The 9,314-nt window shown below is 64.5% G+C and carries 5 protein-coding genes; 4 read left to right on the plus strand and 1 reads right to left on the minus strand.

The features are described from left to right. Positions 1-115 precede the first annotated feature (115 nt). Together eccB and eccCa are read left to right on the plus strand one after the other, a co-directional pair. The gene (eccB, locus tag H7K34_RS26550) at positions 116-1,636 is read left to right on the plus strand and encodes a type VII secretion protein EccB (protein WP_264065030.1); all 1,521 of its coding nucleotides are present in this window, start codon (positions 116-118) and stop codon (positions 1,634-1,636) included. After that, positions 1,633-5,799 carry a type VII secretion protein EccCa gene (gene eccCa / locus H7K34_RS26555; RefSeq protein ID WP_264065031.1) on the plus strand — a complete coding sequence of 1,389 codons (4,167 nt, stop codon included), beginning with the start codon at positions 1,633-1,635 and terminating at the stop codon, positions 5,797-5,799. The genes eccB and eccCa overlap by 4 nt, the downstream gene beginning before the upstream one ends. A 42-nt stretch (positions 5,800-5,841) precedes the next feature. On the opposite strand, the gene H7K34_RS26560 is transcribed toward eccCa, so the two are convergent. Continuing rightward, positions 5,842-7,017 carry a cytochrome P450 gene (locus H7K34_RS26560; RefSeq protein ID WP_264065032.1) on the minus strand — a complete coding sequence of 392 codons (1,176 nt, stop codon included), beginning with the start codon at positions 7,015-7,017 and terminating at the stop codon, positions 5,842-5,844. 266 nt (positions 7,018-7,283) lie between these two features. On the opposite strand from H7K34_RS26560, the gene H7K34_RS26565 reads away from it, so the two are divergent. Together H7K34_RS26565 and H7K34_RS26570 are read left to right on the plus strand one after the other, a co-directional pair. Then, complete coding sequence (locus H7K34_RS26565) at positions 7,284-7,478, plus strand: ferredoxin (RefSeq protein ID WP_264065033.1); 195 nt, start codon at positions 7,284-7,286, stop codon at positions 7,476-7,478. Between the two features lie 483 nt (positions 7,479-7,961). Continuing rightward, the gene (locus tag H7K34_RS26570; protein WP_264065034.1) at positions 7,962-9,308 is read left to right on the plus strand and encodes a PPE family protein; all 1,347 of its coding nucleotides are present in this window, start codon (positions 7,962-7,964) and stop codon (positions 9,306-9,308) included. Positions 9,309-9,314: the final 6 nt, after the last annotated feature.

Below are 9,314 nucleotides of genomic sequence, written 5' to 3' on the forward strand. Positions count from 1 at the left end.
GCGGTAAACGCCACATTGCGCGGCGTGGCGAGGTTATTGCGGGTGGCTTACGGTTATCGAGTGATTCGCGTGCTGGACGGTGTCCAGACGTTCTAGCAGACCGGATGGTGAATTAGTGGCGGAAGAGAGTCGCGGGCAGCGCGGCTCGGGGTACGGCCTCGGGCTATCGACGCGCACGCAGGTGACGGGTTATCAATTCCTTGCTCGCCGAACCTCGATGGCGCTGACCCGCTGGCGGGTCCGCATGGAGGTCGAGCCGGGGCGCCGCCAGACCTTGGCCATTGTGGCGTCCGTGTCTGCGGCCGTGGTGATCTGCCTGGGTGCGCTGCTGTACTCATTTATCAGCCCGGCCGGCCAGGTGGGTGATTCGGCGATCATCGCCGACCGTGACTCCGGCGCGCTATACGTCCGCGTGGGCGACAGGCTGTACCCGGCGCTGAACCTGGCATCGGCCCGGTTGATCACGGGGCGCCCGGACAACCCGCACCTCGTTCGGTCCAGTCAAATCGCCAACGTGCCGCGTGGTCCGATGGTGGGTATTCCCGGGGCGCCGTCGAACTTCGGAGCGAAGACGCCGACCTCGTCGTCGTGGCTGATCTGCGACACGGTCGCCGGTTCGACCGGGGTCGGCTCGCCGTCCGGCGTGACCGTCACGGTGATCGACGGGACACCCGACCTCAGCGGCCGCCGGCGAGTATTGAACGGCTCGGATGCCGTCGTCTTGAGCTACAGCGGGGATACCTGGGTCATCCGGGACGGACGCCGGTCGCGGATCGACGCGGCGAACCGCTCCGTGTTGTTGCCACTCGGTCTGACGCCGGAACAGATCAGCATGGCGAAGCCGATGAGCCGCGCTTTGTTTGACGCGTTGCCGGTCGGGCCCGAACTGACGGTCCCAGAGGTGCAGAACGCAGGCAGCCCGGCGACCTTCCCCGGCGCCCCCGGCCCGGTGGGGACGATCCTCATCACCCCACAAATCAGTGGGCCACAGCAGTATTCGCTGGTGCTGGCCGACGGTGTGCAGACCCTGCCGCCCCTGGTCGCGCAGATCATGCAGAACGCCGGCGGTGCGAACAACAGCAAGCCGATGACCGTCGAGCCGTCCGCGCTGGCCAAGATGCCGGTGGTCAACAAGCTCGATCTGTCGTCGTATCCCGACAACCCGTTGAATGTCATGGACCTTCGGGAGAACCCGGCGACCTGCTGGTGGTGGGAGAAGACTAGCGGCGAAAACCGGGCCCGGATCCAGGTGGTCTCCGGGCCAACCATCCCGGTGGCGCAGGCCGAGACGAAAAAGGTTGTATCGCTGGTGAAGTCGGACACCACAGGCCGTACCGCCGACCAGGTCTACTTCGGTCCTAGCTTCGCCAACTTCGTCGCCGTCACCGGCAACGATCCCGGTGCCAAGACGACGGAATCGCTATGGTGGGTAACGGATGCGGGCGCCCGCTTCGGAGTGGATGACACCCGCGACGTGCGCGAGGCGCTGGGTCTGCAGACCACACCGAGCCTTGCGCCGTGGGTGGCGCTTCGACTCCTTCCGCAGGGCCCGACGCTGTCGCGGGCTGATGCGCTGGTGGAGCACGGCACCCTCCCGATGGATATGTCCCCTGCAGAGTTGGTGGTACCGAAGTGAAACGTGGATTCGCCCGGCCGACTCCGGAGAAGCCTCCGGTAATCAAGCCGGAAAACATCGTTCTACCAACACCGTTGAGCATTCCGCCACCGGAGGGCAAGCCCTGGTGGATGGTCGTGGTGGGGGTTCTGGTGGTCGGTCTGCTGATCGGCATGATCGCCATGACATTTGCCAGCGGCTCGCACGTGTTCGGCGGCGCCGGCGCCATCTTTCCGATCTTCATGATCGGTGGTGTCGCGATGATGATGTTCGGCGGCCGGTTCGGTGGCCAGCAGCAGATGAGCCGCCCGAAACTCGACTCGATGCGCGCCCAGTTCATGCTGATGCTGGACATGCTGCGCGAGACCGCCCACGAGTCGGCCGACAGCATGGACGCCAACTACCGGTGGTTCCACCCGGCTCCCGACACCCTGAGCGCTGCGGTGGGATCGCCGCGGATGTGGGAGCGCAAACCCGACGGTAAAGACCTCAACTTCGGTGTCGTCCGCGTCGGTGTCGGTATGACACGTCCCGAAGTGACCTGGGGTGAGCCCCAGAACATGCCCACCGACATCGAGCTGGAGCCGGTCACCGGTAAGGCGCTTCAGGAATTCGGTCGCTATCAGAGCGTCGTCTACAACCTGCCCAAGATGGTTTCCCTGCTCGTGGAACCCTGGTATGCGCTGATCGGTGAGCGCCCACAGGTGCTGGCATTGATGCGGGCGATTGTCTGTCAGCTGGCGTTCTCTCACGGCCCCGACCACGTCCAGATGGTGGTGGTCAGTTCGGACTTGGACGAATGGGACTGGGTGAAGTGGCTGCCGCACTTCGGTGACTCCCGGCGCCACGACGCGGCGGGCAACGCCCGGATGGTCTACAGCTCGGTGCGTGAGTTCGCCGCCGAGCAAGCCGAATTGTTCGCCGGCCGTGGGTCGTTCACGCCTCGCCACGCCAGTTCGTCGGCACAGACGCCGACGCCGCACACCGTGATCATCGCCGATGTCGTTGACCCACAATGGGAGTACGTGATCAGCGCCGAAGGTGTCGACGGCGTGACGTTCTTCGACCTGACCGGTTCTTCGATGTGGACCTCGGTCCCCGAGCGGACGTTGCGGTTCGACGACAAAGGCGTGATCGAGGCACTGCCTCGTGACCGCGACACCTGGATGGTGATCGACGACAAGCCGTGGTTCTTCGCTCTCACCGACCAGATCAGCGCCGCCGAGGCCGAGGAATTCGGGCAGAAGCTGGCGCACTGGCGCCTCGCCGAGGCGTACGAGGAAATCGGCCAGCGCGTCGCCCACATCGGTGCCCGAGACATCTTGGCCTACTACGGAGTTGACGATCCTGCCGAGATCGACTTCGACGCGCTGTGGGCTGCCCGCACCGACACGATGGGCCGCTCGAGATTGCGGGTGCCGTTCGGCAATCGCTCCGACAACGGCGAGCTGCTGTTCTTGGACATGAAGTCGCTGGACGAAGGCGGCGACGGCCCGCACGGAGTCATGTCCGGTACCACGGGTTCCGGTAAGTCGACGCTGGTGCGCACCGTGATCGAGTCGCTGATGCTCGCTCACCCACCCGAAGAACTGCAGTTCGTCCTGGCCGACCTCAAAGGTGGGTCAGCGGTCAAGCCTTTCAACGGGGTCCCGCACGTCTCGCGGATCATCACCGACCTCGAGGAAGACCAGGCGCTGATGGAGCGCTTCCTGGACGCGCTGTGGGGCGAAATCGCTCGCCGCAAGGCGGTGTGTGACAACGCCGGCGTCGACGACGCCAAGGAATACAACTCCGTGCGCTTGCGGATGCGCGCCCGCGGCCAGGACATGCCGCCGCTGCCGATGCTCGTGGTGGTCATCGACGAGTTCTACGAATGGTTCCGCATCATGCCGACCGCGGTCGACGTCCTCGACTCGATCGGCCGGCAGGGCCGTGCCTACTGGATCCACCTGATGATGGCCTCGCAGACCATCGAAAGCCGCGCCGAAAAGCTCATGGAGAACATGGGTTACCGCTTGGTGCTGAAGGCGCGTACCGCGGGGGCGGCGCAGGCCGCAGGTGTGCCCAACGCTGTAAACTTGCCGGCCCAAGCCGGTCTGGGTTATTTCCGTAGGAGCCTCGAGGACATCGTCCGATTCCAGGCCGAGTTTCTCTGGCGCGACTACTACTCCCGCGGGATCACCATCGACGGTGACAATGCGCCTGTACTCGTGCACAGCATCGACTACATTCGCCCGCAGCTGTTTACCAACTCGTTCACCCCGCTCGAGGTCAGTGTCGGAGGGCCGGACATCGAGCCGCCGCCCTTCCTCGGCAATGGCGACTTGCTCGAGCCGGAGGGTGCCGAGGCCGAGGACGAAGAAGGCATCAGGACGCCGAAAGTCGGCACCGAGATCATCAATCAGCTGCGCAAGATCGATTTCGAGCCCTACCGCTTGTGGCAACCGCCGCTGACACAACCGGTCGCCATCGACGATTTGGTCAACCGGTTCCTCGCCCGTCCGTGGAACCAGGACTACGGCACCGCACGGGATCTGGTGTTCCCGATCGGGATCATCGACCGGCCGTTCAAGCACGACCAGCCGCCGTGGACGGTTGACACCTCCGGTCCGGGCGCCAACGTCCTGATTCTGGGCGCGGGCGGTGCGGGCAAGACCACGGCACTGCAGACGCTGATCTGCTCAGCCGCGCTGACCCACACACCCGAGCAGATCCAGTTCTACTGCCTGGCTTACAGCGGTACCGCGTTGACCACGATCGCGCGTCTTCCGCACGTGGGCGAGGTGGCCGGGCCGACGGATCCCTACGGTGTCCGCCGGACGGTTGCCGAACTGCTGGCGCTGGTGCGCGACCGCAAGCGCAGCTTCCTCGAACATGGAATCGCCTCGATGGACGTGTTCCGGCGCCGAAAGTTCGGCGGCGAGCCGGGACCGGTACCCAACGACGGCTTCGGCGATGTCTACCTGGTGATCGACAACTACCGGGCACTGGCCGAGGAGAACGAGGTGCTGATCGAGCAGGTGAATCAGATCATCAACCAGGGCCCCTCGTTCGGTGTGCACGTGGTGGTCACTGCCGATCGCGAATCGGAGCTGCGACCGCCGGTGCGTAGCGGGTTCGGCTCCCGAATCGAATTGCGTCTGGCCGCGGTGGAAGACGCCAAGCTGGTGCGGTCCCGGTTAGCCAAGGACGTTCCGGTCAAGCCGGGGCGCGGCATGGTCGCTGTCAACTACGTCCGACTCGACAGCGACCCCCAGGCAGGCCTGCACACGCTGGTGAGCCGGCCGGCACTGGCCAACACTCCGGAAAAGATCTTCGAGTCCGACAGTGTGGTCGCGGCGGTCAGCAGGCTCGCGAGCGGCCAGGCACCTCCGGTGCGCCGCCTGCCGGCACGGTTCGGCGTGGAGCAGGTCCGGGAACTGGCTGCCCGAGACCACCGCCAAGGTGTTGGCGTAGGCGGAATCACTTGGGCCATTTCGGAATTGGACCTGGCGCCGGTCTACCTTAATTTCAATGAGAATGCGCACTTGATGGTGACGGGCCGACGCGAATGTGGGCGTACCACGACGCTTGCCACGATCATGTCCGAAGTCGGCCGGCTGTATGCGCCAGGATCCAGCACCGCACCGCCGCCGCCGGCGGGGCAGCCCTCGGCGCAGGTCTGGCTGGTCGACCCGCGCCGTCAGCTGCTGACCGTCCTGGGCACCGAGTACGTGGAGAAGTTCGCCTACAACCTCGACGGCGTGCAGGCGCTGGTAGGTGAGCTGGCAGCGGTTCTGGCAGGTCGTCAGCCCCCGCCAGGGCTTTCCGCACAGGAGTTGCTGTCGCGGTCGTGGTGGAGCGGTCCGGAGATCTTCCTGATCGTCGACGACGTCCAGCAGCTGCCACCCGGGTTCGATTCGCCGCTGCACCAGATCGCCCCCTGGGTGACCCGGGCCGCGGACGTCGGGTTGCACGTGCTGGTCACCCGCACGTTCGGTGGTTGGTCGTCGTCGGGCAGCGACCCGATCCTGCGGGCACTGCACCAGGCGAACACGCCATTGCTGGTGATGGACGCCGATCCCGACGAGGGCTTCATCCGGGGCAAGATGAAGGGCGGCCCATTGCCTCGCGGTCGAGGCCTGCTGATGGCCGAGGACACCGGCGTGTTCGTCCAGGTGGCGGCCACCGAAGTCAGCAAGTAAGACAGCAGCTGCTGGGTTGGGAGTTCCGCGGGTCGGCCGCGGCTAATCCCAACTCAGCGGCAATGCCCTGAGTGCGAATGTTTTTGACGGAAAGAGGATTTCGGGCTTGTAGTCCGGCGGCACGTCGAAGTCGGGGATCTGCTTGAGCCATTCCATGACGATCACAGTCAGCTCTATCCGCGCCAGATGAGAACCCAGGCACCGGTGCGGGCCGCCGCCGAATCCCCAGTGCCGGTGCACCTTTCCGTCCATCACCAATTCGTCGGTCGACACTGAATCGGTGCCATCGCGATTGATCGCCGCCATGCACAACCGCACCGCAGTGCCTGGGGGCAACGTCATGCCACCGATTTCGACGTACTTGGTGGTCACCCGGGGCGCCACCGGCGCTGACGGTTCTAGTCGGACGATCTCTTCGATGAAAACCCTGGCCTGCCTGGGGTTGTCGCGAAGCATTGCGCGCAGTTGCGGCCTACGCGCCAATTCGAAGAGGGAGAACCCGATCGCCGCGGTCACGGTGTCCAACCCAGCCAGGATTAACAGGTGACTCATGCCCAGCAACTCGAGATCGGAAAAGTCGCCCTCGCCGGTCATCACTTTCGACAACATGTCATCGCCAGGGCATTCCCGACGCTCTTGGATCGCGGCGTTGAGGTATTCGTATAGCGCCTGCGCCTTCTCGATGTCGGACTGGTCGAAATGGGGGCCTTCCGCGTTCAGTGCGTTCTTCCAGTCGATCAGCCGGTCACGGTCCTCTAGCGGCAGACCATAAAGGTCCAGGAACACCTGAAACGGGTACAAGTTGGCGAAATCCGCTACCGCGTCGCACTCACCGCGAGCGGCAAGCTCAGCGATCATCTGGGCGGCATGGTGTTCAAGCACCGGCCGGGACCTGTTCAGCGCGTGCGGGCTGAAGTATGGCTGCAGTATCTTGCGGTAGCGGGTGTGCTCCGGCGGGTCGAATGCCAGTGGTACCACTGGCAGTGGGTAGCCGGGGGGCTGCAGCGCCAGTCGCGACGAGAAAACCTCGGTATTGCGCAGCGCGGCCAGCACGTCCTCGCGACGCGTCAGGTAGTACGCGCCGTTCATGAACACGACCGGGCCGGTGTCTCGAAGCACCTTCCATCCAACGCCGCGGTCGGCGCCCATCGGCATGGTCGAATATTCCAGCCGCGGTAGGTAGAAGTCGCCTGGCTTGTATTCGCCAGAGATGCTCATGCGCTCTATCTCCGCTTGTCGTCTGACATTTCGTTCCTAGTCCCCGACTCAGCCAGGCCCGCTTGGAACTGTGCTGTCACCGATATTTTCAGGCACACCAATATCGCATGTGTTTCGCACACGCTCCAATCCGGCTGGTGGACCGTCGAACTGACCGCCCACGCTCGTCGGCTGATCTTCTAGAATTTAGCGGCCGACCGATTTACCCATCGATTGTCACGTCCGATCCGGCGCGATTCCGCGAAGGCGCCGGGGGAGGGAACCTTGTGAGGGTTCGTCTCGAGAAGTCGAAGTGCGTGGGCCATGCCCAGTGCTACGCCGTCGATCCAGAGCTGTTCCCGATCGACGAGTCGGGGTATTCGATCCTCGAAGAACACGAAGTACCACCCGAGGATGCGGAGTCGATTCGCGACGGTGTGGCCTCCTGTCCGGAGATGGCGCTCGTCCTCGAAGAGGACTAACAGCGCCGGCGGCGACAGAACCGAAAACACCGGTAAGCAAATCAAAGGTGAACAATCGGCCGCCGTAAATGAACACCAGTTAGCCGGGAATGAACAATGGTTGGCCTGGTGTGAATAATTGGCATTGCTGGTCGGCGGCGCCGGTATAAGCCATTAATGTCTTCCACGAGCGGCAGTTCAGCCCAAGTGAGCTGCCGCTCGGTTGCTGACAGCGGGGGTAATCGAGGCAGGATGGGCATGTCGTTCCTGACCAGATACCGGGAAATATGGTGGTAGAGCACCAGACTGGAGATGGCGAACGGGTGCACCGGATCCTCCTGGATTGCCTACTTACTGGGTTTGCTGACCGACGGACGTTCGGCTCCCAGGAGTTAGCGGTCCGCGGGTAGCAACCGCTGCTGCGGCGGCCACCAATGGTTTGTAAAGGTTCTTACGCGATAGCCGAGATTGCCACCGCAATCCCGGCCAATTGAGGAGGACACGGTGTTTGACTTCGGAGCGCTACCGCCCGAAATCAATTCCGGACGCATGTACGCGGGTCCGGGATCGGGGCCGATGATGGCCGCGGCCGCGGGCTGGGACGGGCTGTCGACGGAATTGGCCACGGCGGCGAGTGGCTACAGCTCAGTGATTTCCGAGCTCACCAGTGCACCATGGATCGGGCCCGCATCACAGAAGATGCTTGCCGCGGTCGTGCCGTACGTGGGCTGGCTCTGGGCGGTGACGGCGCAGGCGGAGCAGACCGCCGGCCAGGCGCGGGCGGCAGCGGCCGCTTTCGAGGCGGCGTTCATGATGACGGTGCCCCCGCCAGAGATCGCAGCCAACCGCGTGCTGTTGATGAACCTGATCTTTACCAACTTCTTCGGGCAGAACTCCGCGGCGATCGCGGTCACCGAGGCCCAATACATGGACATGTGGGCCGAGGATACCGTCGCCATGATCGGCTACGCCGCGTCCTCGGCGGTAGCCACCGACGTGGACCCGTTCGAGTCACCACCCAACACCACCACCCCGGACGGCACCGCCGACCAGGCCGCCGCGGTGACCCAAGCGGCGTCGCAGCCCGCGTCCAATTCCGCGCAGGCCGTGACGTCAGGGACAACGCAGCTGGCCTCCAGTTCGGCTGCGCCGCAAGCGCTGCAGCAAGTCGCCGCGGCCGCGGCCGCCGATCCCGCTGCCGCAGATCCGCCTCCGTGGTGGGTCGGGTGGTTGACCATCCCGACTCCGACCAATCCGATGGGGCTCAACCCCAGCTTCTTCACGTTCTTCAAAAACCTCATCGGCTTCCCCTACTTCGGGGTGGGGCAGGGAAGCTTCGGCTACTCGATCCAGCAGCAGACGACGTTCGGTATCGGTAGCACCGCCGGCGCCCAANGCTTCTTCACGTTCTTCAAAAACCTCATCGGCTTCCCCTACTTCGGGGTGGGGCAGGGAAGCTTCGGCTACTCGATCCAGCAGCAGACGACGTTCGGTATCGGTAGCACCGCCGGCGCCCAAGGTGCGTGGTTCCCGACACCACAGTTCGCCGGCCTGGCAGCACTGGGCGGCGGCCACCCCGGCGGCGCCATAGCAGCCCACGCCGCCTCGTCAATCAAGGTCGGCGGACTGTCCGTCCCGTCAACCTGGAGCAGCGCCGCACCCGCACTCGAGGAACAGGCCCTACAAGCCACCACCGTCAACTACCTCGCCCAATCCGGCACCAGACCCGCCAACAACGGCGTCCTGCAAGGCATGCCAATGACCGGCGCAGGACGACGCGGCGCCGCAGGCTTCACCCACAAGTACGGCTTCAAACGAAACGTGCTCGTCCGACCACCATCCGCCGGATGAACCGCG

This window comes from Mycobacterium montefiorense (assembly GCF_025823255.1).
GTDB classification, from domain to species: domain Bacteria; phylum Actinomycetota; class Actinomycetes; order Mycobacteriales; family Mycobacteriaceae; genus Mycobacterium; species Mycobacterium montefiorense.